This window comes from Micromonospora echinospora (assembly GCF_900091495.1).
GTDB classification, from domain to species: Bacteria; Actinomycetota; Actinomycetes; order Mycobacteriales; family Micromonosporaceae; genus Micromonospora; species Micromonospora echinospora.
On the sequence record NZ_LT607413.1, the window covers coordinates 3,137,834 to 3,161,467 of the forward strand.

At 72.3% G+C, this 23,634-nt stretch carries 20 protein-coding genes; 11 read left to right on the plus strand and 9 right to left on the minus strand.

The features are described from left to right. Positions 1-98 precede the first annotated feature (98 nt). From GA0070618_RS14565 to GA0070618_RS14580, 4 genes are all read right to left on the minus strand, one after another. Complete coding sequence (locus GA0070618_RS14565; protein ID WP_088982117.1) at positions 99-1,196, minus strand: sugar ABC transporter substrate-binding protein; 1,098 nt, start codon at positions 1,194-1,196, stop codon at positions 99-101. A 255-nt stretch (positions 1,197-1,451) separates the two neighbouring features. Beyond that, the gene (ybaK, locus tag GA0070618_RS14570; RefSeq protein ID WP_088982118.1) at positions 1,452-1,931 is read right to left on the minus strand and encodes a Cys-tRNA(Pro) deacylase; all 480 of its coding nucleotides are present in this window, start codon (positions 1,929-1,931) and stop codon (positions 1,452-1,454) included. Between the two features lie 9 nt (positions 1,932-1,940). Next, positions 1,941-3,125 (minus strand): class I SAM-dependent methyltransferase, encoded by a 1,185-nt coding sequence (locus GA0070618_RS14575; protein WP_088985528.1) that lies wholly within the window; start codon positions 3,123-3,125, stop codon positions 1,941-1,943. A gap of 159 nt (positions 3,126-3,284) precedes the next feature. Further along, positions 3,285-4,796: a chitinase gene (locus GA0070618_RS14580; RefSeq protein WP_088982119.1), complete on the minus strand. Its 1,512-nt coding sequence runs from the start codon at positions 4,794-4,796 to the stop codon at positions 3,285-3,287. A gap of 436 nt (positions 4,797-5,232) precedes the next feature. Here GA0070618_RS14580 and groES point away from each other — a divergent pair, with 436 nt between their 5' ends. Both groES and groL read left to right on the plus strand, forming a co-directional pair. After that, entirely contained in the window at positions 5,233-5,547 is a 315-nt protein-coding gene (groES, locus tag GA0070618_RS14585; RefSeq protein WP_088976050.1) for a co-chaperone GroES, read from the plus strand. Positions 5,548-5,617: 70 nt separating this feature from the next. Then, on the plus strand, positions 5,618-7,267 hold the full coding sequence (gene groL / locus GA0070618_RS14590; RefSeq protein WP_088982120.1) for a chaperonin GroEL: 1,650 nt from the start codon (positions 5,618-5,620) through the stop codon (positions 7,265-7,267). Positions 7,268-7,590: 323 nt separating this feature from the next. Here groL and GA0070618_RS14595 read toward each other — a convergent pair whose 3' ends face one another. Further along, positions 7,591-7,974, minus strand: a complete 384-nt coding sequence (locus GA0070618_RS14595; RefSeq protein WP_088985529.1) for a WhiB family transcriptional regulator — start codon at positions 7,972-7,974, stop codon at positions 7,591-7,593. A gap of 256 nt (positions 7,975-8,230) precedes the next feature. On the opposite strand from GA0070618_RS14595, the gene GA0070618_RS14600 reads away from it, so the two are divergent. Continuing rightward, the gene (locus GA0070618_RS14600) at positions 8,231-9,046 is read left to right on the plus strand and encodes a helix-turn-helix transcriptional regulator (protein ID WP_088982121.1); all 816 of its coding nucleotides are present in this window, start codon (positions 8,231-8,233) and stop codon (positions 9,044-9,046) included. A gap of 31 nt (positions 9,047-9,077) precedes the next feature. Here GA0070618_RS14600 and GA0070618_RS14605 read toward each other — a convergent pair whose 3' ends face one another. Beyond that, positions 9,078-9,491 carry a DUF5319 domain-containing protein gene (locus GA0070618_RS14605; protein WP_088982122.1) on the minus strand — a complete coding sequence of 138 codons (414 nt, stop codon included), beginning with the start codon at positions 9,489-9,491 and terminating at the stop codon, positions 9,078-9,080. A gap of 184 nt (positions 9,492-9,675) precedes the next feature. On the opposite strand from GA0070618_RS14605, the gene guaB reads away from it, so the two are divergent. The 5 genes from guaB to GA0070618_RS14630 all read left to right on the plus strand — a co-directional run bounded on the left by guaB (position 9,676) and on the right by GA0070618_RS14630 (position 17,259). Then, positions 9,676-11,238, plus strand: coding sequence for an IMP dehydrogenase (guaB, locus tag GA0070618_RS14610; protein WP_088982123.1), 1,563 nt, complete (start codon positions 9,676-9,678; stop codon positions 11,236-11,238). A 28-nt stretch (positions 11,239-11,266) separates the two neighbouring features. Beyond that, a complete protein-coding gene (locus tag GA0070618_RS14615; protein ID WP_088982124.1) occupies positions 11,267-12,385 on the plus strand; it encodes a GuaB3 family IMP dehydrogenase-related protein in 1,119 nt (372 codons plus the stop codon). A gap of 108 nt (positions 12,386-12,493) precedes the next feature. After that, positions 12,494-13,903, plus strand: coding sequence for a M1 family metallopeptidase (locus GA0070618_RS14620; RefSeq protein WP_231931739.1), 1,410 nt, complete (start codon positions 12,494-12,496; stop codon positions 13,901-13,903). Between the two features lie 120 nt (positions 13,904-14,023). Continuing rightward, a complete protein-coding gene (locus GA0070618_RS14625) occupies positions 14,024-15,478 on the plus strand; it encodes a M1 family metallopeptidase (RefSeq protein ID WP_088985530.1) in 1,455 nt (484 codons plus the stop codon). Positions 15,479-15,561: 83 nt separating this feature from the next. Next, entirely contained in the window at positions 15,562-17,259 is a 1,698-nt protein-coding gene (locus tag GA0070618_RS14630; RefSeq protein WP_088982126.1) for an FAD-dependent oxidoreductase, read from the plus strand. A 27-nt stretch (positions 17,260-17,286) separates the two neighbouring features. On the opposite strand, the gene GA0070618_RS14635 is transcribed toward GA0070618_RS14630, so the two are convergent. Beyond that, on the minus strand, positions 17,287-18,255 hold the full coding sequence (locus GA0070618_RS14635) for a Brp/Blh family beta-carotene 15,15'-dioxygenase (protein WP_088982127.1): 969 nt from the start codon (positions 18,253-18,255) through the stop codon (positions 17,287-17,289). A gap of 97 nt (positions 18,256-18,352) precedes the next feature. After that, entirely contained in the window at positions 18,353-19,051 is a 699-nt protein-coding gene (locus GA0070618_RS14640) for a bacteriorhodopsin (protein ID WP_088982128.1), read from the minus strand. A 267-nt stretch (positions 19,052-19,318) separates the two neighbouring features. Here GA0070618_RS14640 and guaA point away from each other — a divergent pair, with 267 nt between their 5' ends. Next, positions 19,319-20,872 (plus strand): glutamine-hydrolyzing GMP synthase, encoded by a 1,554-nt coding sequence (gene guaA / locus GA0070618_RS14645; protein ID WP_088982129.1) that lies wholly within the window; start codon positions 19,319-19,321, stop codon positions 20,870-20,872. A 66-nt stretch (positions 20,873-20,938) separates the two neighbouring features. Here guaA and GA0070618_RS14650 read toward each other — a convergent pair whose 3' ends face one another. After that, positions 20,939-21,208: a PspC domain-containing protein gene (locus GA0070618_RS14650; protein ID WP_088982130.1), complete on the minus strand. Its 270-nt coding sequence runs from the start codon at positions 21,206-21,208 to the stop codon at positions 20,939-20,941. A 144-nt stretch (positions 21,209-21,352) separates the two neighbouring features. Between GA0070618_RS14650 and GA0070618_RS14655 the strand changes: the two genes are divergently transcribed. Together GA0070618_RS14655 and GA0070618_RS14660 are read left to right on the plus strand one after the other, a co-directional pair. Continuing rightward, positions 21,353-22,300 carry an NUDIX hydrolase gene (locus tag GA0070618_RS14655; RefSeq protein WP_088982131.1) on the plus strand — a complete coding sequence of 316 codons (948 nt, stop codon included), beginning with the start codon at positions 21,353-21,355 and terminating at the stop codon, positions 22,298-22,300. A 118-nt stretch (positions 22,301-22,418) separates the two neighbouring features. Further along, complete coding sequence (locus tag GA0070618_RS14660; RefSeq protein WP_088985531.1) at positions 22,419-23,330, plus strand: NUDIX hydrolase; 912 nt, start codon at positions 22,419-22,421, stop codon at positions 23,328-23,330. Positions 23,331-23,634 lie beyond the last annotated feature (304 nt).

Below are 23,634 nucleotides of genomic sequence, written 5' to 3' on the forward strand. Positions count from 1 at the left end.
CCTTCACGTCTGTCGAGCCGCCGGGGCGGGCGTCACCGAGGGTTGCGGTCCTCAGGTGACGCCCGCGCTCCGGTGGGGGCACCGGAAACCGGTACGGCTCAGCTGATCCCGGCGTCGGCGCAGAGCTTGGCGTACTCGGCGGTGCAGAGCGCCTCCTTGGTGACGAAGCCGTCCGCCACGACGTCCTTGACGTTCTCCTTGAAGATCAGCTTCGGGGTGAGCAGGACCGAGGGCACGTCCCGGCCGCTCTCCGGGTCCTTCACCGTCTGCCCGGTCTCCTTGCGCTCGCCCTTGGCCAGCCCGATGGCCAGCTCGGCGGCGGCGTCGGCCTCCTGCTTGATCGCCTTGTAGACGGTCATGCACTGGTCACCGGCGAGGATGTTCTGCAACCCCTGGAGGTCGGCGTCCTGCCCGGTCACCGGGACCTTGCCGTTGAGCTTGTTCTTCTTGAGCACCGAGATGGCCGCGTTGCCGAGGCCGTCGTTCGCCGCGAGCACACCGTCGATCTTGCCGCCGGTCTGGGTCAGCATCTGCTCGAACAGCGTGGCACCCTGGGCGTTGTCCCAGGCCGGGACGGACTGCTCCGGGCCCTTGACGTACTCGCCGGAGTCGAACTTCGGCTTGAGCACCGAGTCGTAGCCGTTCTTGAACAGGGTGGCGTTGTTGTCGGTGGGGGAGCCGTTCAGGTACGCCACCACCGGCTTCTGCACGCCCTTGTCGGTGAGGCACTTCGTCAGGCCCTCGCCCTGGAGCTTGCCGACCACCTCGTTGTCGAAGCTGACGTAGTACTCGGCGCTGCCACCCAGGGTGAGCCGGTCGTAGTCGATGGTCGCCACACCCTGCGACTTCGCCTTGTCCAGCACGGCCTTGCCGGTGCCGGAGTCCAGGTTGACGATCATCAGGGCGGTCACCCCGCTGGTGATCATCTGGTCGGCGATGGTCTGGAAGTTGGACTTGTCGTCCTGGGCGTTCTGGATGTCGTAGTCGACGCCCGCCGCCTTGAAGGCCGCCTCGAGGAACTTGCGGTCCGCGTTCTCCCACCGGCCGGAGGACTTGCTGTCCGGCAGGATCACGCCGATCTTGGGCTTCTTGTCGGAACCGGCGTCGCTGTCGCTGCCCGAGTCGTCGCCGCAGGCGGCCACGCCGCCGGTGACGAGCAGGCCCACGGTCGCGATGGTGAGGATCCCTCTGCGCATGTGCGGGGTTCCTTTCGGGGTGGGGGTGTGGTTGTTTTGTTGTGTCCGGCAACGTATTCCCCGTCACACTGCGAGCGCAAGACTGTCGAGGTCATGGATTTGTTGGCGGCGGTAACAATTCAGCAACGCCGACGAAACGCGCAGGTCGGACGGCTGTCACGGGCACCGGGTCGAACGAAGATGATCAACGCCTCGCCTGCGCGTCGGGCGGCGCGGGAGAAGAGAAGGGGGCCGCCGTCGGTGGCAGCCGGCCGTTCAGCGGGTGGCGATCGGCGCGGTGGTCGCCCCGGTCAGCGCGACCAGGTCCGCCGGGGCGAGCTGAACCTGGAGCCCGCGCCGCCCGGCCGAGACGTAGACGCTCGGGAAGTCCAGGGCCGAGACGTCCAGCACCGTCGGCAGCCGTCGGCGCTGACCCAGTGGGCTGATGCCGCCACGCACGTAACCCGTGGCGCGTTCGGCGAGGACCCGGTCGGCGAGGACGGCCCGCTTCCCGCCGGCCGCCCCCGCGAGCGCCTTGAGGTCCAGCTCACCGGTGACCGGGACGACCGCCACGGTCAGAGCGCCGTCCACCTCGGTCACCAGGGTCTTGAACACCCGGTCGGCCGGTACGCCGAGCGCCGCGGCGACCTCGGCGCCGTAGTTCGGGGTGTCCGGCGCGACGTCGTACGGGTGGACGCTGTGCCCGACCCCGCGCTTGACCAGCAGCGCCGTCGCCGGTGTTCCCCGTCCCGCCACGGGCTCAATCTAACCGGTCGGCCGGCAGACCAGCGCGGTCGGCGCCCCGGCGACCCGGGTGAGCACCACACTCGCCGCCTGGTCGCCGGCGAGCCGCAGGTCGCGCCGGAGCCGCTCGGGCTCCAGCGCCGAGCCGCGCTTGAGGATCTCCACCCGCCCCACCCGCCGGTCGCGCAGCAGGGCACGCAGCCGCTTCAGCGAGAACGGCAGCACGTCGGTGACCTCCAGGCAGCGGGCGAAGGGGGTCACGTCGGGGGTGTCCGCGTACAGGTAGGCGATGCTCGGGTCGGCGATCGTCGCGCCCAGCGCGGTGGCGAGCTCGGCGACCAGGTGCGCGCGGACCACCGCCGGGTCCGGGTCGTACAGGTAGCGCCGGACCGGGCCGACCGCCGCCTCCTCCGTGCCCGAGCCGGTGAGCTGGTGCACGGCTCCGGCCCGCAGCACGGTGGCCCGGCGGGGCAGCTCGGCCAGCCGGCCGCACCAGAGCGCCGCCTCCACCAGGTCGCCGTCGACGCTGACCCACTCGGCCTCCGCGCCGGCCGGGATCAGCGCGTGGTCCAGCCCGGGGGCCACCTTCACCACCGTGTGCGGCACCCGCGCGGCGAGGTCGGTCACGAAGTCCCACGGAGGTGAGTACGCCTTCGGGTCGAAGATCCGCCGGCCGGTGCCGGTGCTGCGGCGGGCCGGGTCGCAGAAGACCCCGTCCACCCGGGACACGTCGAACGCGGTCGCGTCGCCGCACTCGACGGTGAACGCGTCGGCCAGCCCGGCCGCCCCGGCGTTCGCGGCGGCCATCGCGGCGGTGAGCGGATCGGCCTCCACCCCGTACACCCGGATGCCGGCCCGGGCGGCGGCGAGCGCGTCCGCGCCGAGACCGCAGCCGAGGTCGGCGAGGGCGCGTACCCCGGCGTCCCGCAACCGCGCGGCGCGCCGGTCGGCCACCACCCGCCGGGTCGCCTGCTCCAGCCCGGCGCGGGTGAGGAACATGCCGGCCGCCTCCGGGCCGAACTTGCCGGTCGCCCGTCGCCGCAGCTCGGCCTGGGTGAGCGCGGCGGCGGCCAGGTCGGCCGGCACGCCGGCCGAGCGGAGCGCCGCCGCCGAGGTCAGCGGGTCGCCGCCGGCCACCCGCGCCGCCGCGTCGAGCGCGGCCGACCCCTCGGGGGTACGCAGGACGGCGAACTGGTCGAGATCCACCCGGCCCATTCTGGACCGCCGGCACCGCCGCCCGTCGACCACCTCGGGAGCCCGCCGGTCCTGGACGTGTGACGGGGCCGGGTCCGGGAGGTAGCAGGGGCCCCTTGTTACCGCTTTTTGTCGAACAGGGGACCCCTGCAGGCACCCGACCCGGCCCGGTCAGGGCAGCGCGCGCAGGAACGGGCCGTGGTGCAGGCGGAACTCCCAGGCGTAGAACCGGTCCCAGTTGATCGACCAGGTCATCAGCCCCCGGAAGGCCGGGTTGGTTCCGCTGCGCGGGGCGTACGACCCGCAGCTCTGCCCCTTCACCAGGCAGTTCACCGCGGCCTGCACCCCGGCGGGGGCGAGGTAGCCGTTGCCGGCGCTGGGGGAGGAGGGCGCCCCGAAGGCCACCTGGTCCTCGCGCAGCGCCGGGAAGAACCGGTCCGGGTTGCCGGCGACCGGGAAGCCGGCCAGCAGCATGTCCGTCATCGCGATGTGGAAGTCGGCGCTGCCCATCGTGTGGTACTGGTTGTCCAGCCCCATGATCGGTCCCGAGTTGTAGTTCTGGACGTGCAGCACGGTGAGGTCGTTCCGCAGCGCGTGGATCACCGGCAGGTACGACCCGGAGCGCGGGTCCTGCCCACCCCACGGTCCCTGCCCGTAGTACTGGTAGCCGAGTTGGACGAAGAACGTCTCCGGCGCCATGGTGAGCACGAAGTTGGCCCCGTACCGCTGCTTGATCGTGCGGATCGCGGAGATCAGGTTGACGATCACCGGCGTGGTCGGGTTGCGGAAGTCGGTGTCCCCGGCGTTCAGGTAGAGCGAGTGCCCCTCGAAGTCGATGTCGAGCCCGTTCAGGCCGTACCGGTCGATGATGGCCGACACCGACCGGACGAAGGTGTCCCGGGCGGCGGTGGTGGTGAGCTGGACCTGGCCGTTCTGTCCGCCGATGGAGAGCAGCACCTTCTTGCCCTGTGCCTGCTTGGCGCGGATCGCGGCGATGAACTCGGCCTCGGTCTCCACCCCGGGGCACTCGGCCGCCGGGCAGAGCTGGAAGCGGATGTCGCCTGAGGTCACGGTGGTCGGCTCACCGAAGGCCAGGTTGATGATGTCCCAGTCGGCCGGCACGTCGGCCATCCGCAGGTAGCCCGAGCCGTTGGCGAAGCTGGCGTGCAGGTAGCCGATCAGCGCGTGCCGGGGCAGCCCACCAGGCGGCGGCGTCGTCGGGGGCGGCGTGGTGGGAGGCGGCGTGGTCGGCGGCGGGGTGGTGGGAGGCGGCGTGGTCGGCGGCGGCGTGGTCGGCGGGCCGCCGGTGCAGGGTGCGCCGTTGACCGTGCAGTTGGTGGGGGAGCCGGAGCCGGTGACCAGGAAGCCGAACGACACCGAGGCGCCCGGCGCGACGGTGCCGTTCCACGACCGGTTGGTGAAGGTGTGCCGTCCGCCGGCACTGGTCAGGGTGGCGTCCCAGTAGGAGCCGAGGGTGGTGCCCGACGGCAGGGCGAAGGCGACCTGCCAGCTGGTGATGGTGGTCGGACCACCGTTGGTGATGGTGTAACGCCCCTCCCATCCGGTGCCCCAATCGGCGGTGCGGACGAGGGTGGCGGTCGGACCGGCGGCCTGGGCCGGCGCGGCGACGACGAGGGTGGTGGCGGTGATGGCGGCGAGGGCCGCGACGGCGGCCAGCAACAATCTCGGGACAGGGCGACGCATCCGGACCTCCCGGTAGGAGAGCCGTCGGATCGACGGATGCCTAATTATTAGGATTGTTAACTGTAGTTGTCCAGGTGTGGCGGCGATCGGCTCGGGCCCCGGTGGCGGTCATGGCGCGGGGCGGTGGCCCTCCGGGGCGGGACGGGGTCCGGCCGGCGGGCGGCCGGTGAACTCGGACGGCCCGGACGGCGCGACGCGCCCCGCCGTCGTTGGCACTCTCCTTGACGGAGTGCTAGCGGCGGCCTAATCTGCGATTAGCACTCTCCCATCGAGGGTGCCAGCTTCCGGGCCTCGCCCGGGGGTTGAACGCCAGGCGGACCGGCACCCGCGACGACGGCCCCGCCCGGTGGCATGTGGCAGATTGACGCTGGTCGGCCCCGCCGACCGGTTACGAAACCAAGTACCCCAGGAGGGTATGCCCGTGACTACCGCGACCAAGGTTGCGATCAAGCCGCTCGAGGACCGGATCCTGGTCCAGGCGAACGAGGCTGAGACCACCACGGCGTCGGGCATCGTGATCCCCGACACCGCCAAGGAGAAGCCGCAGGAGGGCACCGTCCTCGCTGTCGGCCCGGGCCGCGTCGACGACAAGGGCAACCGGATCCCGGTTGACGTGCAGGTCGGCGACACCGTCATCTACTCGAAGTACGGCGGCACCGAGGTCAAGTACGCCGGCGAGGAGTACCTGGTGCTCTCCGCCCGCGACGTCCTCGCGGTCATCGAGAAGTAACCAACCGATCAGTGTCGCTGCCCCGGTCCGGCTCGCCGGGCCGGGGCAGCAACGCTTCGAAGGGATATCCATGGCGAAGATCCTGAGCTTCTCGGATGACGCCCGACACCTGCTCGAGCACGGTGTCAACGCCCTCGCGGACGCGGTCAAGGTCACTCTCGGCCCGCGCGGGCGCAACGTCGTCCTGGACAAGAAATTCGGTGCGCCGACGATCACCAACGATGGGGTCACCATCGCCAAGGAGATCGAGCTCACCAACCCGTACGAAAACCTCGGCGCGCAGCTGGTCAAGGAGGTGGCGACCAAGACCAACGACGTCGCCGGCGACGGGACCACCACCGCCACCGTGCTCGCCCAGGCCATGGTCCGCGAGGGCCTGCGCAACGTGACCGCCGGGACCAACCCGGCCGGCCTCAAGCGCGGCATCGACGCGGCGGCGGCCAAGGTCTCCGAGGCCCTGCTCGACCGGGCCGTCGAGGTGGCCGACAAGACCTCGATCGCCCACGTGGCGACGATCTCGGCGCAGGACGCCACCATCGGCGAGCTGATCGCCGAGGCGATGGAGAGGGTCGGCCGGGACGGTGTCATCACCGTCGAGGAGGGCTCCGCCCTGCACACCGAGCTGGACGTGACCGAGGGTCTCCAGTTCGACAAGGGCTTCATCTCGCCGAACTTCGTGACCGACCTGGAGTCGCAGGAAGCGGTCCTGGAGAACCCGTACATCCTGATCACCACGCAGAAGATCTCGGCGATCGAGGAACTGCTGCCGCTGCTGGAGAAGGTCCTCGCGGACAGCCGGCCGCTGCTGATCGTCGCCGAGGACGTCGAGGGCCAGGCGCTCTCCACGCTGGTGGTCAACGCGCTGCGCAAGACCATCAAGGTCTGCGCGGTCAAGGCCCCGGGCTTCGGTGACCGCCGCAAGGCGATGCTCCAGGACATGGCGATCCAGACCGGCGCCGAGCTGGTCGCGCCGGAGCTGGGCTACAAGCTCGACCAGATCGGGCTGGAGGCGCTCGGCACCGCCCGCCGTGTGGTCGTCGACAAGGAGAACACCACCATCGTCGACGGTGGCGGTCAGGACACCGAGGTCGCCGACCGGGTCGCGCAGATCCGCAAGGAGATCGAGGCCTCGGACTCCGAGTGGGACCGGGAGAAGCTGGCCGAGCGGCTGGCGAAGCTCTCCGGCGGCGTGGCGGTCATCAAGGTGGGCGCGGCGACCGAGGTCGAGATGAAGGAGCGCAAGCACCGCATCGAGGACGCCATCGCGGCGACCAAGGCCGCGGTCGAGGAGGGTACGGTGCCCGGCGGTGGCGCCGCCCTCGCGCAGATCCTCCCGACGCTCGACGACGACCTCGGTTTCACCGGCGACGAGAAGGTCGGCGTCTCGATCGTGCGCAAGGCGCTGGTCGAGCCGCTGCGCTGGATCGCCCAGAACGCCGGCCAGGACGGCTACGTCGTCGTGCAGAAAGTCGCCGGCAGCGAGTGGGGCCACGGCCTCGACGCCGCCGCCGGGCAGTACGTCGACCTGGTCGGCAACGGCATCATCGACCCGGTGAAGGTGACCCGCAACGCGGTCACCAACGCCGCGTCCATCGCCGGTCTGCTGCTCACCACCGAGAGCCTGGTGGTGGAGAAGCCGGAGAAGGCCGAGGCGGCCGCCGGTGGCCACGGGCACTCCCACGGCCACGGCCACAGCCACCAGCACGGCCCCGGCTTCTGAGCCGTCCGCGACACGGTACGGCGGGTGCGCCGCTCCCCCGGGGCGCCCGCCGGCACGTCGCACCACAGGGCACGCCGTTCCCGTGACGGCGTGCCCTGTGCCGTACTCGGGCCGGTGGGCTGGGACGGACCGGATGGAGGCCAGGAACCCGTGGTCACGCTTCGTGTCCGTGATTGGTGATTGGCACATCCTTACTGCGGGTGACCGTGCGTCGGGCGGTGCCATGCCTCGGCTCTCCCGCGTGGCATGGTGGTCATGCCTGCCGGACAGCACGCTGCCGCGCCCCCGCCGGGGGCGCGGCAGCGGTGGTCCTGGTCGGTGCCTCAGGCGACGTTGCGCTGGGCGGGCACCGTCGACTTGTGCGGGCGGCCGAGGCGGGCCTCCAGGCGGGCGACGTCCACCCGGCTGCGCCGCCGGTCGGCCAGGTCCTCCCAGCCGATGGCGAGCAGGCGGAGGCGCTCGGACTCGCTGAAGCCGCCCCACACCCCGTACGGCTCGCGGACGGTGAGGGCGTGCGCCGCGCACTCGGCGCGCACCGGGCAGGCCCGGCAGACCGCCTTGGCCCCCGATTCCCGGCGCAGTCGGGAGGAACCGCGTTCGCCGTCCGGGTGGAAGAACTGGGCGCTGTCGCGGCCCCGGCAGGCACCGAGCCGCTGCCAGTCCCAGAGGTCGACGATGGGTCCGGGCAGTCTACGTACGTTCGACATCAGCACCCCTCCTCCCGCGCGGCACCGCCGCGATGGTCCGTCAGGCCGTCCCGGGCGACGGTTCGCGCGAGCACGCCGGGTCCGGCCTGGACCCTCCGATACCCTGCCGTTCGCCCGCTCACACGTGTGTGATCGAAAACCTCCGGCAACTCGCGGCAAAGACCCCATATGTCGGAAAAGTTCGGAGAATTGCCCGGAACGCCCTCATGATCAGCGTCGCCCGTGGTCTGCTTCCTGACGGAGAGGAGACCCCACTGTGCGTACGGTTCTCGTCTGCGTCCGAACCCCGTTGGCGGCGCAGCACCTGTCTTCCGCAGCGGCCAGGCTGGGCCTGTCCGCCGTCGTCCGTACCGCCGTCTCTGATCCCGAGGTGATGCTGCGCCTCGCCGAGCAACCGCCCGACGTGGTGCTCGCCGACACCGCGCTGACCCGCCCGGACAGCGCCGGTTTCGTCCGGCGCGTCCTGGCCCGGGCCCCCCAGGCGGCGGTGCTGCTGCTCGGCGCGGAGGAGTCCGGCGCGGCGGCGGCGACCATCAGCGCCGGTGCGCGTGGGCTGATCCAGGGCGTCGACCAGGATCTGACCAGCGCGGTCGCCAAGGCCCTCCTGCTGCTCACCGCCCCGGGACGGTCGTCCCGCCGCCGGATCACCGACCCGGCCCTGGACACCGCCGCCGTCGTCGGCGCGACCGGACGTCCGGGCGGCCGTGCCCCGGCCGCCACGCCACCCGAGTGGCCGGGGCAGGAGGCGCCGGGCGGCCCAGCGATGGTTCCGGTCCAGCGCGGCGACGACGAGCCGGACGACGCTGCGGAGCCGGAGACGGGCCGGACGGCGCAGGAGCCTCGCCGACCCGAACCGGCCGGGCGCGGGCGGGGCGGGATCGGGCTGACCGAACGGGAGCTCCAGGTGCTGCTCGGCATGGCCGAGGGAAAGAGCAACGCCGAGATCGGCCGGGAGCTGTTCGTCTCGGAGGACACCGTCAAGACCCACGCCCGTCGGCTCTTCCGCAAGCTCGGTGCCCGGGACCGGGCGCACGCCGTCGCCGCCGGCTTCCGCGCCGGCCTGGTCGCCTGAGTCGATCCCGGACGCCCGGCCGGTGGGCGGGTCAGTCGCCGGAGGAGTCGGTGTCGTCGTCGCCGGACTCGGTCAGGGTGTCGTGCACCCCGTCGGCGTAGCCCCGGGCGTAGTCCCAGGTGACGTAGTGGTCGGGGTCCGGGTCGTAGGCCGGCTCGTGCACCCGGGGCCGCCCCGAGCTGAGCAGGTGGCGCAGGTTGCCCCGGAGCAGGTCCCAGTCGAAGTAGTGCGGTTCGTGGCAGTCCTCGCACTCGATCACCAAGCCGCGGACCCCGATCGGCGCCAGCAGCGCCTGGTAGATTTCAAGATCCGCCAGGTCCTCCAGGACGTCCTGCCGCTCGACGTCGGTCAGCGGTTCGAGTGAGTCGTCGTCACCGGGGTCGTGCAGGCCGGCGGCCGGGTCGGCCGGGTCGCCGTTGAACGGGTCGATGGGCTCGTCGTGCACCCCCTCACCGTAGACCCAACGTCGTCCGCCCGCCTGCCCCAGGCCGCCCGGCACCCACCGCGCCGCCGCCCGGGGCCGCCCAGCTCAATGGGTACGATGGGGTGACGCGCCCGCGTTCGGCGGCGTGTTCCGGTGCCGCGCACCACCTCACGAAGCCCGTAACGAGCAGCTCAGGAGAGCAATCGTGGATATTTCGCCCAGCACCGATCGTCCGACGGGTGTCGAGCCCGGCGAGCTGGGTGGCCACCTGCCGGAACTGCCCGCCGGCTCGGCGCGGGTGGTGCCCCTTGGCCTGACCTTCGACGACGTGCTGCTCCAGCCGGGCGAGTCGGACGTGGTGCCGAGCCGGGTCAACACGGTGACCCGGCTGACCCGCAACGTCACCCTCGCCGTGCCGCTGCTCTCCAGCGCGATGGACACGGTGACCGAGGCGCGGATGGCCATCGCCATGGCCCGGCAGGGCGGCATCGGCGTGCTGCACCGCAACCTCTCCGTCGAGGACCAGGCGCTCCAGGTCGACCTGGTCAAGCGCTCCGAGTCCGGCATGATCACCAACCCGGTGACGGCCAGCCCGGACGACACCCTCCGTGACGTGGACGCGCTCTGCGGGCGGTACCGCATCTCCGGCGTGCCGGTGGTGGACGCCGACGGTCAGCTCGTCGGCATCGTCACCAACCGGGACATGCGCTTCGTCACCGAGCCGAGCACCCCGGTCCGCGAGATCATGACCCGGACCCCGCTGGTCACCGCCCCGGTCGGAGTCAGCAAGGACGAGGCGCTGACCCTGCTGCGCCGGCACAAGGTCGAGAAGCTGCCGATCGTCGACGACTCGGGTCGGCTGCGTGGGCTGATCACCGTCAAGGACTTCACCAAGAGCGAGCAGTACCCGAACGCCACCAAGGACGACGCCGGCCGGCTCCGGGTCGCCGCCGCCGTCGGGGTCGGCGAGGACGCGTACAAGCGGGCCCGGGCGCTGGTCGACGCGGGCGTGGACGTGCTGATCGTGGACACCGCGCACGGGCACCAGCGGGCCGTGCTGGACATGGTCCGCCAGCTCAAGAAGGACACCACCGCCGACATCGTCGGTGGCAACGTGGCCACGTACGCCGGGGCGAAGGCACTGGTCGACGCTGGTGCCGACGGCGTCAAGGTCGGCGTCGGGCCGGGGGCGATCTGCACCACCCGGATCGTCGCCGGAGTGGGCGTGCCGCAGATCACCGCGATCATGGAGGCGGCCCGCGCCGCCCGCCCGGCCGGCGTCCCGGTGATCGGCGACGGCGGCATCCAGTACTCCGGCGACATCGCCAAGGCACTGGTCGCCGGGGCCGACACGGTGATGCTCGGCAGCCTGCTGGCCGGCTGCGAGGAGAGCCCGGGTGAGCTGATCTTCATCAACGGCAAGCAGTTCAAGGCGTACCGGGGCATGGGCTCGCTGGGCGCGATGCAGTCCCGGGGCCAGGCCAAGTCCTACTCCAAGGACCGCTACTTCCAGCAGGACGTGTCCAGCGACGAGAAGCTGGTCCCCGAGGGCGTCGAGGGGCAGGTGCCCTACCGCGGGCCCCTCTCCCGGGTCGCCCACCAGCTCGTCGGCGGCCTGCGGCTGGCGATGGGGTACGCGGGCGCGGAGAGCATCCCCGAGCTGCACCGCCGTGGGCAGCTCATCCGGATCACCGCGGCCGGCCTCAAGGAGAGCCACCCGCACGACATCCAGATGACCGTCGAGGCGCCGAACTACCACACCCGCTGACCATCCCCTGCGACAACTGGAGACCCCCATGCGTGACGTGGTCGAGATCGGGCTGGGCAAGACCGCGCAGCGCGGCTACCACCTGGACGACATCGCCATCGTGCCGAGCCGGCGGACCCGGGACGTCGACGACGTCTCCACCGCCTGGCAGCTCGACGCGTACCAGTTCGGCATCCCCTGCGTCGCGCACCCGTCCGACGCGACGATGAGCCCGGCCTCGGCGGTCCGGCTCGGCCAGCTCGGCGGCCTGGGCGTGCTGAACGTCGAGGGGCTCTGGACCCGGTACGAGAACCCGACCAAGGTGCTGGAGGAACTGGCCGGGCTCGGCGAGGACGCCCGCGCCACCAAGCGGCTCCAGGAGGTGTACGCCGAGCCGATCCGCCCGGACCTGATCGCCGAGCGGGTCCGGGAGCTGCGGGCCGGGGGCGGCACGGTGGCCGTGCGGGTGTCGCCGCAGCACACCCTGGCGCTGGCCCCGGTGATCCTGGACGCCGGGGTCGACATCCTGGTCATCCAGGGCACCATCGTCTCCGCCGAGCACGTCTCCACCACCGACGAGCCGCTGAACCTCAAGGAGTTCATCGCCGACCTCGACCTGCCGGTGATCGTCGGCGGCTGCACCGACTACAAGACGGCGCTGCACCTGATGCGTACCGGCGCGGCGGGCGTGATCGTCGGCATCGGCGGCGACGGCTGGTCGACCACCGAGTCGGTGCTCGGCATCCGGGTGCCCATGGCGACCGCCATCGCGGACGCGGCGGCGGCCCGCCGGGACTACCTCGACGAGACCGGCGGCCGGTACGTCCACCTGATCGCCGACGGCGACGTGCAGACCTCCGGCGACATCGCCAAGGCGCTCGGCTGCGGCGCGGACGCGGTGATGCTCGGCGAGCCGCTCTCGCTCTGCGCGGAGGCTCCGGCCGGCGGCGCCTGGTGGCACTCGGCGGCGAGCCACCCGTCGCTGCCCCGGGGCGCGTTCGAGGCCGCCGGCGAGCCGCTCGGGGAGATGGAGCGGCTGCTCTTCGGCCCGGCCGACGAACCGGACGGCCAGCTCAACCTCTTCGGCGGCCTGCGCCGGGCGATGGCCAAGTGCGGCTACCGCGACCTGAAGGAGTTCCAGAAGGTCGGCCTGGTCCTGGACCGGTAGCTGGTAGCAGGGGTCCCCTGATACCGCTTTTCGATGAGGAGGGGTCCCCTGCCACCACGTCCGGCGCGGGCACCCTCGGCACGCGTCGACCGTTGCCGGAACCGGCCCGTGACCCACCGTCCGGGCCGGTTCCGGCTCGTCGCCGCGGTGCTGGCCCTCGTCGCCGTACCGGCCCTGGCCGGTTGCACCCCCAAGGACGACCCCGCCGGTGACGAGGGCGCCGCCGGCATCGGCGACCGTTACTTCCCGCAGTACGGCAACGGCGGCTACGACGTCGCCGGGTACGACCTGCGGGTGCGCTACGACCCGGCCACCGACCGGCTCGACGGCACCACCACGGTCACCGCCACCAGCCGACAGGCGCTGACCCGGTTCAACCTCGATCTGGTCGGGTTGACCGTCTCCTCGGTCACCGTGGACGGCCGGCCGGCCACGCACCGGCGGGACGACGCCGAACTGGTGGTCACCCCGGCCGAGCGGATCGCGCCGGGCCGCCGCTTCGCCGTGGTGGTCGAGTACGCCGGGGTACCCGGCACGGTCACCAACTCCGGCCTGGGCGAGGGCGGCTTCCTGCACACCTCCGACGGCGCGGTCGCGCTCGGTCAGCCGGAGTCGGCGAGCACCTGGTTCCCGGTCAACGACCATCCGTTCGACAAGGCGACGTACGACATCGAGGTGACCGTGCCGGACGGCCTGGCCGCGGTGAGCAACGGGGTGCCGGAGCAACGGACCAGCGCCGGCGGCTGGACCACCTGGAGGTGGGCCGAGCGGACCCCGATGGCGAGCTACCTGAGCACCCTGGTGATCGGGGAGTACCGGGTGGAGACCGGTGTGCACCGGGGACGTCCGGTGGTCACCGCGGTCGCCGCCGGGCTGCCCGCCGACGGTCCCGCCGCCCGGTCCCTCGACCGCACCACCGAGATCGCCGACTACCTGGAGATCCTCTTCGGGCCGTACCCGTTCGAGTCGTACGGCGGGATCGCGGTCGCCGACCCGCGTGTCGGGTACGCCCTGGAGACCCAGTCCCGCCCGGTGTACGGGCCGGGATTCTTCCGGGACGGACAGCCGAACCCCGGCGTGGTCGCGCACGAGCTGGCCCACCAGTGGTTCGGCAACAGCGTCTCGGTCGCCCGGTGGAGCGACATCTGGCTCAACGAGGGCTTCGCCACCTACGCGGAGTGGCTCTGGACGGAACACACCGGCGGCCGGACGGCCCAGCAGAGCTTCGAGCGGCAGTACGCCGTGACCGACTGGTCGATGCCCACCCTGGACCCGGGCCCGGCCCGGTTGTTCTCCACCGCGGTCTACCAACGGGGGGCGCTCACCGTGCACGCCCTGCGCCGGACGGTCGGCGACGACGCCTTCTTCCGGATCCTGCGGACCTGGACCCTGGAACGGCGCAACGGCAACGCGACCACCGGCGACCTCGTGCTGCTGGCCGAACGCCTTGCCGGCCGGTCGTTGCGTCCGCTTCTCGATTCCTGGCTGGTCGGCGACACCGCCCCGGCCATGCCCTGACCCGGTGTGTGATCATCGGAACGCCCGGTCGGCCCGGCCACGGTGGACGAGCCGGCGGTACCGGTCGTGGGCGCTCCGGCCCGCCGCGCGGGCGAGCCGCGCCGTCTCCTGGAGGTTGCGATGACACAGGTACGGCGTACGACACGCCGCGCCGCACTGCTGCTGGCGGCGGGACTGCTGGCGGCCGGTTGCGAGTCGTCCCCGCGCGAGCCGGAGGGCGTCCCGGAGCCGTCCGCCTCGTCGCCGAGTGTCCGCAAGTTCGTCCCCGGCGCGCCCGGGGCGGGGGACGCCTACTTCCCCAACTACGGCAACGGCGGCTACGACGTCCGCGAGTACGCGGTGAAGGTCCGCTACGACCCGGCGCAGGACCGGCTCGCCGGTGTCGTCACCGTCCGGGCGACGGCCACCGTCGACCTGTCCCGCCTCAACCTGGACCTGGCCGGGCTCACCGTCCGGGCGGTCAGCGTGGACGGGGCACCCGCCGCGCACACGCACGAGGGGGCGGAGCTGACCGTCGTGCCCGCCGCCGGCCTCCCCGCCGGCAACGGCTTCGAGGTCGAGGTCCGCTACGACGGCAAGCCCCAACCGCTGGAGAACGAGGCGCTCGGCGAGGGCGGCTTCATGCACACCTCCGACGGGGCGATCGCCCTCGGTCAGCCGGAGTCGGCGAGCACCTGGTTCCCGGTCAACGACCACCCCTCGGACAAGGCGACGTACGACATCGAGGTCACCGTGCCGGACGGGCTGGTCGCGGTGAGCAACGGCGTGCCGTCCGGCCGGGCCAGCGCGGGCGGCTGGACCACCTGGAAGTGGGCCGAGCGGACCCCGATGGCGAGCTACCTGAGCACGCTGGTGATCGGGGAGTACCGGATGGAGACCGGCGAGCACAAGGGACGGCCGGTGGTCACGGCGGTGAGCACCCGGATCCCCCGGGGCGCGGCCGACACGTCGATGGCGCGCACCCTCCAGGTCGCCGACTACCTGGAGACCGTCTTCGGGCCGTACCCGGTCGGGGCGTACGGCGGGGTGGTGATCTCGGACAGCCGGATCCGCTACGCGCTGGAGACGCAGAGCCGTCCGGTCTACTCCGCCGGGTTCTTCGACTCCGGCGAGAACGCCGGGATCGTCGTGCACGAGATCGCGCACCAGTGGTTCGGCAACAGCGTGTCGCTCCAGCGCTGGCAGGACATCTGGCTCAACGAGGGCCTCGCCACCTACGCCGAGTGGCTCTGGGCGGAGCACCAGGGCGACCGGACCGCCCAGCAGGCGTTCGACGCCGCGTACACCGGTTCCTCGTCGGCGCTCTGGCGTACCCCGCCGGGCGACCCGGGCGCGGCCGAGCTGTTCAGCGAGTCGGTCTACCAGCGCGGCGCGATGACCGTGCACGCCCTGCGGGTGACCGTCGGCGACGACGCGTTCTTCCGGCTTCTGAAGAACTGGGCCGCCGACAAGCGCGACGGCAACGCCACCACCGAGGACTTCGTGGCCCTGGCCGAGCAGGTCTCCGGCCGGCAGCTCGACGCGCTCTTCGACGCGTGGCTGTTCGGCACGCAGCGTCCCGACCGCCCCCGCTAGGTTCTCCGTCCGGCGAGTGCCTCTGCTGGAGGGTGCGAAAAGTGCCCCTGGCGCCGGGTTACCGATCGGTAGATGATGCCTCCATGCGGTACGACGTACTGGTCGTCGGATCCGGTTTCGGGGGCAGTGTCGCGGCCCTGCGACTGGCCGAGAAGGGCTGGTCCGTCGGTGTGCTGGAGGCCGGGCGGCGGTTCGCCGACCACGAGTTCCCGGAGACCTCCTGGCGGCTGCGGCGTTTCCTCTGGGCCCCCCGGCTGGGCTGCTACGGCATCCAGCGGATCAGCCTGCTCCGGCCGGCCGACCGGAAGGCCGGTGGGGGAGTGCTGGTGCTCTCCGGGGCCGGGGTGGGTGGCGGTTCCCTGGTCTACGCGAACACCCTCTACGAACCCCTGGACGCCTTCTACGACGACCCGCAGTGGCGGGACATCGCCGACTGGCGGTCCGAGTTGGCAGGTCACTACGACCAGGCGAAGCGGATGCTCGGCGTCACCACGTACCCGATCCAGACCGGCGCGGACCGGGTGATGCGGGCGGTGGCCGCGCGGATGGGGGTCGAGCACACCGTGCACCCGACCCCGGTCGCCGTGCACATCGGCCGCCCCGGCGAGCGGGTGGCCGACCCGTACTTCGGCGGGGCCGGCCCGGAGCGCACCGGCTGCATCCACTGTGGCTCCTGCATGACCGGCTGCCGGCACGGGGCCAAGAACACCCTGGTCAAGAACTATCTCTGGCTCGCCGAGCGGCTCGGCGCACGGGTGCATCCGCTGACCACGGTGACCGCGATCCGGCCCGCCCCCGGCGGCGGGTACCGGGTGGAGACCGTCCGCACCGGGTCCTGGCTGCGGAAGCGACGACAGGTGGTCGAGGCCGACCAGGTGGTCCTCGCGGCCGGTGCGCTCGGCACCCAGCGGCTGCTGCACGAGATGCGGGCCACCGGGGCGCTGCCCGGGATCTCACCCCGCCTCGGCGAGCTGACCCGGACCAACTCCGAGGCGATCCTCGGCGCGGCGGTGCCCCGCCGCCGGGCCCGGGCCGAGGGGCTGGACTTCACCGAGGGGGTGGCGATCACCAGCTCGTTCCACCCGGACGCGCAGACCCACATCGAGCCGGTCCGCTACGGACGCGGCTCCAACGCGATGGGGTTGTTCCAGTCGCTGCTGGTCGACGGTGGCCCGCACCGGCTCCGCCGCTGGCTGGGCATCCTGCTCCGGCAGCCGGGTCTCGCGGCGCGGATGTTGTCCGTACGCGGCTGGTCGGAGCGGACGGTGATCGCCCTGGTGATGCAGTCGGCGGACAACTCGCTGACCACCCGGCTGCGGCGTGGCCCGCTCGGCCGTCGGCTGGTCTCCGGCCCGGGGCACGGCGAACCGAACCCGACCTGGATCCCGGCCGGCAACCAGGCGGCCCGACTGCTCGCCGAGGAGATCGGCGGGGTGCCGGGCGGGTCGCTGACCGAGCCGTTCGACATCCCGATGACCGCGCACCTCCTGGGCGGCGCGGTCATCGGCGCCGACCCGGCCAGCGGAGTGATCGATCCGTACCACCGTGTCTTCGGTCACCCGGGTCTGCACGTGCTGGACGGCGCGGCGGTCTCGGCGAACCTGGGCGTCAACCCGTCACTGACGATCGCCGCCCAGGCGGAACGGGCGATGGCGTTCTGGCCGAACCGGGGCGACCCGGACCCGAGGCCGCCGCTCGGCGAGCCGTACCGCCGGCTGGAGCCGGTGCAGCCCCGGCTCCCGGCGGTTCCGGCCGACGCCCCCGGCGCCCTGCGGATGTGATCGGGCCCGCCGCCCGGGTGACTGTGCTCAGGTCCGCTGCCCGGGTCGACCCGTCGGGCGTGGTGGCCCAGGTTCGCGTCGGTCCGTCCAGGCGACCAGCACCGCGTGCGGGAGGGTCAGCGCGGCCAGCACGGCGACCGTCGCGGGCAGCGGGTCCGCCCGGTGGCTGGGCCAGGTGACCAGGGCTACCAGGGCGACAACGGCGACCACCGTGGGAGCCGCCGCCTGACGGGCGAAGCGACGCAGTGGCGGTCCGAGCCGTCCGGCCCCCAGATCGGCCGTGTTCCGCGGATCGTGCCGCAGCAACCGGGCGACGTGGCGGCAGGAGTGCCAGGCGGCGAAGTACGCCCCGACGGCCAGGGCCGGTGGCACGGTACCGAACAGCCCGGCGAGGAGAAGGGGTTGGCCGGCGTCGCGGACGCATCCGGCGCGGACCTGCCGGATCGCGGTGACCGTGACCGCGCACAGTACGGTGGCCAGCGCCAGCGTCCGCACCTCGACGGTGAGCAGCGCCGGTGCCTGCGGGGCCACTGCCGCCAGCAGCGGGTCGACCTGCTCCCGCCACAGGGCCAGCGGGATGACCACAGGCGGTCCCCCGTACGCGAGCACGACGGCCACGCCCGGACGGATCGGGCGGCGGTCCCGCTCGGCACGGAATGCCACGTCGGCGGTGCCGAAGTGGACGACCGACACGACGAGGAATCCGACCAGCGCCAGGTTCGGCGCGGCCCGGAAGGCCGCCAGTCCGGCCCCGGCGACGGCCGCGTAGACCACCAGCAGCGTCACGCGTGCCGGCAGTTGCCGGGCGCGTGCCGACATCCAGGCGGGCACCAGGTGGTCGACCGCGCCGTGCGGGAGTCCGAGGAGCAGTCCCGTGATCAGGAAGGCCGACGAGTCGCCCAGTCCGAAGGCGCGGATCAGCGGCGACAGCGCCAGCAGTCCACCGAGGGCGAGTTGCGAGGCGGCCCCAACGCGCAGCAGCAACCGGTCCGGCATTCCCGGGCCGTCCGCCGCGCCGGGCGACGGCTGTCGGAGTCGGGTCGGTGCGCCGTCGTCTGCTGCCGGCAGCGCAGGGCCGGCCCGCGTGGCCGGGTCAGACGACGGTGAGTCGACCACGGTCGGACAGGGAACGTAGCCGGCCGAGATCGACGATGCTCCAGCCCACCTTCGTCAGGATGGACAGCACGACGAAGAGCAGGCTGGTGGTGGCGGAGCTGATCAGACCGACACCGGTCGGGCCGATCAGCCAGAACACGGGGTAGCCCACCCAGAGCACGCTGAGCAGCAGGGCGGCCTCCCGGTACACCGCCGCGATCTCCTTCGGTTGGCGGTGCGCATGGGTGCGTAGCGGTCCCCAGATCAGGCCGTAGACCGCGAGGAAGGCCAGCACCCCGATCGCGTACAGGGTGTAGCGGGCCGTGGTGTCCACCGTGATCTCGGCGGCCAGCCCGCAGAGGAAGATCACCAGGTTCGTCCCGACGATGGCGCCGGTCAGTCTCCAGCGGCGGCCGGGCAGGGAGTGCGTCGCGGTCAGCATCAGGGCCACCAGCAACAGGGGGGAGGTGACCGCCCAGTCGACGTACCGCGCCCAGTAGAGCGTGTGGCCGGCCACCTCCACCCGCCCGCCGCCCAGGGCCATGACCAGGTACCAGGAGCCGGACCAGACCGGGATCGCGATCGCCACCCGGTACTCGCTGAGCGGGACTCCGTGCGGGTCCGCCCGCCATCGGGTGAAGAGCACGACCCCACCTGCCATGGCGGCGACGTACACCCAGAGCCACCACTCGGTCATGCACACTCCTCGGCCGGCTCCGGGAACACCATGCCCGCCCGGCTGTCCGTTTCTCGCGAACTGGCGTAGCCGGGGAGCGGGTAACGGAATGGTAGAAACACCCTATACAAGGCAAGAAAACCATGTTCCGGCAATAGCCCTGATTATGGTACGGAAACGCCCCGAGCTTCGTGGACGGCATCTCGCCGCCGCACCGCCGGTCCGTGGCCGCGGTCATGCGACGGACCGGCGGGGGCCTCGCTGGCGTCGCCGGTAGGCTTTGCTGCCATGAGCACGCCTCGCCCTGTCCTCGTGGTGGACTTCGGAGCCCAGTACGCCCAGCTCATCGCGCGCCGGGTGCGTGAGGCGCGGGTCTACTCCGAAATCGTGCCGCACTCGATGCCGGTCGCCGAGATGCTGGCGAAGAACCCTGCGGCGATCATCCTGTCCGGTGGCCCGTCGAGCGTCTACGAACCGGGCGCGCCGCAGGTCGACGCCGGGCTGTTCACCGCCGACGTGCCGGTCTTCGGGATCTGCTACGGCTTCCAGGCGATGGCCCGGGCCCTCGGCGGCACCGTCGCCCGCACCGGCAGCCGGGAGTACGGCGGCACGCCGTTGCGTCCCCGGGTGGACGCCGGGGTGCTGCTGCGGCAGTTGCCGGCCGAGCTGCCGGTCTGGATGAGCCACGGCGACTGCGTGACCGAGGCCCCGGACGGCTTCACGGTGACCGCCGAGTCGGCCGGCGCGCCGGTCGCCGCCTTCGAGGATGTCGTCGGCCGGCGGGCCGGCGTGCAGTTCCACCCGGAGGTCGGGCACACCGCGCACGGGCAGGAGATGCTCCAGCGCTTCCTCTACGACATCGCCGGCATCGAGCCGACCTGGACCCCGGCCAACATCATCGAGGAGCAGGTCGAGCGGATCCGCGCCCAGGTCGGCGACAAGGAGGTCATCTGCGGCCTCAGCGGCGGGGTCGACTCGGCGGTCGCCGCCGCCCTGGTGCACAAGGCGGTCGGTGACCAGCTCACCTGCGTCTTCGTCGACCACGGTCTGCTGCGCGCCGGTGAGGCGGAGCAGGTCGAGAAGGACTACGTGGCCGCCACCGGCATCAAGCTGAAGGTGGTCGACGCGCAGGAGCGGTTCCTCGGCGCGCTGGCCGGGGTGACCGACCCGGAGCAGAAGCGCAAGATCATCGGCCGGGAGTTCATCCGGGTCTTCGAGGCCGCCGCCCGGGAGATCGCCGCCCACGGCGACGTCGAGTTCCTGGTGCAGGGCACCCTCTACCCGGACGTGGTGGAATCCGGCGGCGGCACCGGCACCGCCAACATCAAGAGCCACCACAACGTCGGCGGGCTGCCGGAGGACCTGAAGTTCGCCCTGGTGGAGCCGCTACGCACGCTCTTCAAGGACGAGGTCCGGGCGCTCGGGCTGGAGCTGGGGCTGCCCGAGGCGATGGTCTGGCGGCACCCGTTCCCGGGGCCGGGCCTGGCCATCCGGATCATCGGCGCGGTCGACCAGGAGCGGTTGGACCTGCTCCGTCAGGCTGACCTGATCGCCCGCGAGGAGCTGACCGCCGCCGGGCTGGACCGCGACGTGTGGCAGTTCCCGGTGGTCCTCCTGGCCGACGTGCGCAGCGTCGGGGTGCAGGGTGACGGGCGCAGCTACGGCCACCCGGTGGTGCTCCGTCCGGTCTCCAGCGAGGACGCGATGACCGCCGACTGGTCCCGCCTGCCGTACGACGTCGTCGCCCGGATCTCCACCCGGATCACCAACGAGGTGGCCGAGGTCAACCGGGTGGTGCTGGACGTGACCAGCAAGCCCCCGGGCACCATCGAGTGGGAGTGACCCGAGCGGGCCGTCGAGCCGTCGAGGAGCCCCCGAGGAGCGGGTGGCCAGGTCGCGCCACCCGCCTCACCCGGGTGGCGCGGCCCGCGACGGGTGCGGCCAGGCCGGCGCGTCCGGTGGCTCCTCGGGCATGAGGAACCACATGACCGGGTACGCCAGCAGCGCCACGCCGGCGGTGAACAGGGTGGACACCGCGAAGACCACCCGGACCAGGGTGGGGTCGACCTCGAAGTAGCGGCCGAGGCCGCTGGCGACCCCGGCCACCATCCGGTCGGTGGTGGGCCTGCGGAGCTGTTTGTACGGGGCCTGCGGGGATGAGGGGCTCGTCCATGTCATGGCTCCACCCTCTCCGGTCGTCGCCCGGTTGCCCTCGGTGAGGGCCCGGATCTATACCCTGATCGATCCCTGAGGTGGAAGTCTTCCGTCAGGAATCTGACTGTTTTTCGATGTCGTACCTGGTCAGGGGGAGAATTCAGCCCCGTGACCACCATGCTGGAGCCGCTCCGCAGAATCGCGGCGTACGCAGTCTGTGCCGATTCAGTCGGCCGGGTGTTGCTGGTCCGCGCATCGGAGCGCGCCGGCACCCCCGGCACGTGGTCCCTGCCCGGTGGGGCGGTCGACCACGGCGAGGACCCGAACCACACGGTCGTCCGGGAGACCGCCGCCGAGACCGGGCTCTCCGTCGCGGTCTCCGGCCTGGAAGACGTCCTCGCCGACATGCGGGCCCTGCCCGACCGGGGCATCACCATCCACACCGACCGCCTCATCTACCGGGTCTCCGTCCGGGGCGGGACGCTCACCGACCGGGTCGACCGGCCGACCGACCTGGCCCGCTGGTTCACCCTGGACGAGGCGCGCGGGCTGCCGCTGCGCGCGTTCACCGCGCGGGCCCTGGGGCTGCCGTCGGGTGCCGTCGACGTGGTGCCGGACGAGGCTCCCGAGTTCCCCTCCTTCTACGCGGTGCCCGGTCCGGACGGGCTGCACCGGGCGCAGCGCTTCGCCGCGTACGCGGTGGCCACCGACCCGGAGGGACGCGTGCTGCTCACCCGGGTGGCCGACGGCTATCCGGGCGCGGGCTGCTGGCACCTGCCCGGCGGGGGCACCGACTACGGCGAGCAACCGGGCGCGGCGCTGATCCGGGAACTCGTCGAGGAGACCGGCCAGACCGGTCGCCTGGTCGGGCTGCTCGGGGTGGCCAGCCACCGGGACGCCGCCTCCCTCGGCCCCGAGGGCTATCCGATCGACTGGCACGGCGTCCGTGCCTTCTACCGGGTGGTGGTCGACCGGCCGGCCCCACCCACCGTGGCCGATGTCGGCGGTTCCACCTGCGAGGCCCGCTGGTTCGCCCGCGACGAACTGGAGACCCTGCCCGCCGACCGGCTCACCGAGGTGACCGCCGAAGCCGTCCGGGCCGCCGACCTCGCCTGAGCCCACCCCCTCACCCGGTACGCCGCGCACGACGTCGACGGTCCCGACGCGTCGGGCGCGGGCGCGGCTAACCTCATGATCAGCAGGGCGGGTGAGCGGGGGAGGGGTCGTGGGGGAACTGGTGGCGCGGCGGCGGGTCGGGGCGTACGGGCTGTTGACCGGGGCGGACGGACGGGTGCTGCTGACCCGGGCCTCCGCGCTGGCCGATTTTCCCGGCGTCTGGCAGTTGCCCGGTGGCGGGCTGGCGCACGCCGAGCACCCGGCGGACGCGGTGGTCCGCGAGTTCGCCGAGGAGACGGGGCTCGGGGTCGGGGTCGCCGGGCTCGAAGCGGTGGTGGCCGACGTGGTCCGGCTCCCCGACATCGGGGTGGTCCTGCACACGGATCGGATCATCTACCGCGTCACCGGCGTGTCCGGCACACTCCGCAACGAACCGGACGGAACGACCGACCTGGTGACGTGGATCGCACCGGCGGAGGCGGCCGGTCTGCCGCTGATGCCGTTCACCGCCGACCTGCTCGGACTGCCGGTCACCCCGCTTCCCGACAGCGCGCCGCGCGCCGTTCCCCGCACTCCGTATGGTCCGCCGCCGCAGGACCGGCGGCAGCGTTTCGGGGCGTACGGGCTGGTCACCGACCCGGCGGAGCGGGTGCTGCTCACCCTCATCGCCGAGGGGTACCCGGGGGCCGGCCGGTGGCACCTGCCGGGTGGTGGGACCGACCACGGCGAACAGCCGGTGACCGCGCTGCTACGGGAGATCGTCGAGGAGTCCGGCCAGCTCGGCCGGGTCACCGCGTTGCTCGACGCGAGCAGCCTGCACAACCCCGCTGCGCTGGGGCCGGAGGGTCGGCCGCTGGACTGGCACGGCGTCCGGGTGCTCTACCGGGTGGTGGTGGAGACGCCGACCGAGCCCGAGGTGACCGAACTGGCCGGGGGTTCCACCGCGCGGGCCGCCTGGTTCGACCGCCGTGACGCCGCCGAGCTGCCATTGACCGACATTGCCGCGCGGGCCCTTCGTCTGGTCGGATAGCCGATTGCTCGCCGAGCCGACATCGACCCGCTCCGGTAGAGTCGGCAGTTGAGATTGGCGGAGAAAAGGGCGCTCAGCCCGCGATCGGGAATAACCGGGCGATTCACGCGGTTTATAGGAGAAAAGTGCCGCCGGTAGCTATCGCCAAGTCCCGTACCACTGTGCAATGGTGTACTCCGCTTTGACGGCTGCCGGGCCAGAAGCGGCCCGGCACGAGAGAGCCGGACGCCCGCCTGCGAGGCGGTGAGTCGATCCGGTGATGGAGGAAACGTGCCGAGAGCCCCATGGCGCCGGCGTCGTACGT